Source organism: Pseudomonas sp. (assembly GCF_050739995.1).
GTDB lineage: Bacteria > Pseudomonadota > Gammaproteobacteria > Pseudomonadales > Pseudomonadaceae > Aquipseudomonas.
The window spans coordinates 1-2,591 of record NZ_JBOICG010000463.1; the positions used below are offsets into that span (position 1 = coordinate 1).

General features: G+C 60.4%; 2 protein-coding genes. Both read left to right on the plus strand.

Annotated features, from left to right (window positions below; all coding sequences use genetic code 11):
• Nucleotides 1-743: pantoate--beta-alanine ligase (gene panC, locus ACRESD_RS15360; RefSeq protein WP_431751700.1), on the plus strand; the 743-nt coding region annotated here is incomplete at its 5' end.
• A gap of 213 nt (nt 744-956) precedes the next feature.
• A partial coding sequence (gene pgi, locus ACRESD_RS15365; RefSeq protein ID WP_431751701.1) for a glucose-6-phosphate isomerase occupies nt 957-2,591 on the plus strand: 1,635 nt, incomplete at its 3' end.

Below are 2,591 nucleotides of genomic sequence, written 5' to 3' on the forward strand. Positions count from 1 at the left end.
ATGCCACCCTGGTCACCAAGGCGGCTCAGCAGTCGGACTTCGTGGTAGCGAGTATCTTCGACAACCCGCTGCAATTCGGCGCCGGCGAAGACTTGGACAAATACCCACGCACCCTGGCCGCCGACCAGGAAAAGCTGCTGCAAGCCGGCTGCAACCTGCTGTTTGCGCCCACCGTCGAGGAAATGTACCCAGGCGGCATGACGGGCCAGACCCGTGTCAGCGTTCCACAATTGTCTGAAGGCCTGTGCGGCGCCAGCCGCCCTGGGCATTTCGAAGGCGTGGCCACGGTGGTCAGCAAGTTGTTCAACATGGTCCAGCCGGACATGGCCGTGTTTGGTCAGAAGGACTACCAGCAGTTGGCCGTGATTCGTGCCATGGTCCAAGACCTGAACATGCCGATCCAGATCATCGGCGAGCCCACCATGCGTGCCGAAGACGGCCTCGCGCTGTCGTCGCGCAATGGTTACCTCACCGATGAGCAACGTGCCATTGCCCCGGTGCTGTATCGCAGCCTCAGCCAGATCGCGGCGTCGATCAAGGCCGGTGACCACGACTTCGCCAAGCTGCGTGCCGAACAGGTACAGCAGATCGAAGCTGCCGGGTTGCGCATGGACTATCTCGAAGTGCGCCAAGGCGTGCATCTGCGCCAGGCCACCGTCGAGGATCGAGATATCGTGATCCTGGTAGCTGCTTATCTGGGTGCCACTCGTCTCATCGACAACCTGCATCTGACACTTAACTGATCGCCTTCAGTTGCCCTCCTCGCTGTGCCGGTATAAAAAAGTACCGGCTACAGCGCAGACAAAGCCAAGACATATCGACACGCTAGGTTTAATGTAATCGCCCTGCGCTCTTGGTTAGCGCTGTCCGGCAGCGGCCACTTGATCAAAGGCAGGACGTTCCGGACTTTGAAGTGTCCTAAAGGCAGTCCCCGTAATAAAAGGAAACCCGCAGCGATGGCGTACTACCGCACTCCTCATGACGTTACCGCTCTGCCCGCCTGGCAAGCGCTCATTCAACATCGCCAAGCCATGCAGGATTTCAGCATGCGCGAGGCATTCAATGCCGATCCCCAGCGCTTTTCCCAGTTCACCTTGAGCAGCTGCGGGCTTTTCCTCGATTATTCGAAAAACCTGATCACCAGCGAGACCCGTGACCTGCTGGTGGGCCTGGCCAAGGAAGTCGGCCTCAAGGACGCGATCAACTCACTGTACGCTGGCGAACCGGTCAACTCGTCCGAAGGCCGCCCAGCCCTGCATACTGCCCTGCGCCGCCCGGTGGGCGACAAATTGTCGGTCAATGGCGTGAACATCATGCCGGACGTGCACAAGGTGCTGAACCAGATCACTGACCTGGTAGGTCGCATCCACGACGGCCTGTGGCGTGGCTACACCGAGAAGCCGATCACCGACGTAGTGAACATCGGCATCGGTGGCTCGTTCCTCGGCCCGGAGCTGGTCTCCGAAGCCCTGTTGTCCTACGCCCATAAAGGCGTGCGCTGCCATTACCTGGCGAACATCGACGGCAGCGAGTTCCACGAGCTGACCATGAAGCTGCGCGCCGAGACCACGCTGTTCATCGTCTCGTCGAAATCCTTCAACACCCTCGAAACCCTGAAGAATGCCCAGGCCGCCCGCGCCTGGTACCTGGCCCAGGGTGGTTCGGAAGCCGAGCTGTACCGTCACTTCATCGCCGTATCGAGCAACAACGCGGCGGCCGTGGCTTTCGGTATCCGCGAAGAAAACATCTTCCCAATGTGGGACTGGGTCGGCGGCCGTTACTCGCTGTGGTCGGCCATTGGCTTGCCAATCGCCCTGGCCATCGGCATGTCCAACTTCAAGGAACTGCTGTCCGGTGCCTACACCATGGACCAGCATTTCCAGAATGCTCCGTTCGAACAGAACATGCCGGTGCTCCTGGGCCTGCTCGGCGTGTGGTACGGCAACTTCTGGGGCTCGCAGAGCCATGCGATCCTGCCGTACGACCACTACCTGCGTAACATCACCAAGCACCTGCAGCAGCTGGATATGGAATCCAACGGCAAGAGCGTGCGCCAGGACGGTACGCCAGTGTCCACCGATACCGGCCCGGTAATCTGGGGCGGCGTGGGCTGCAACGGGCAACACGCTTACCACCAGTTGCTGCACCAGGGGACTCAACTGATCCCGGCCGACTTCATCGTACCGATCGTCAGCTTCAACCCGGTGTCCGACCACCATCAGTGGCTGTATGCCAACTGCCTGTCCCAGAGCCAGGCGCTGATGCTTGGCAAAACCCGTAGCGAAGCCGAAGCCGAACTACGCGAGAAGGGGCTTCCGGAAGCTGAAGTCCAGAAGCTGGCTCCGCACAAGGTGATCCCGGGTAACCGCCCGAGCAACACCATTGTGGTCGAGCGCATCAGCCCGCGCCGCCTGGGTGCACTGGTGGCGATGTATGAGCACAAAGTGTTCGTGCAGAGCGTGGTCTGGGGCATCAACGCCTTCGATCAATGGGGCGTTGAGCTGGGCAAAGAGCTGGGCAAAGGCGTTTACAACCGCCTGACCGGTTCCGAGGAAACCTCGGCCGAGGACGCTTCGACCCAGGGCCTGATC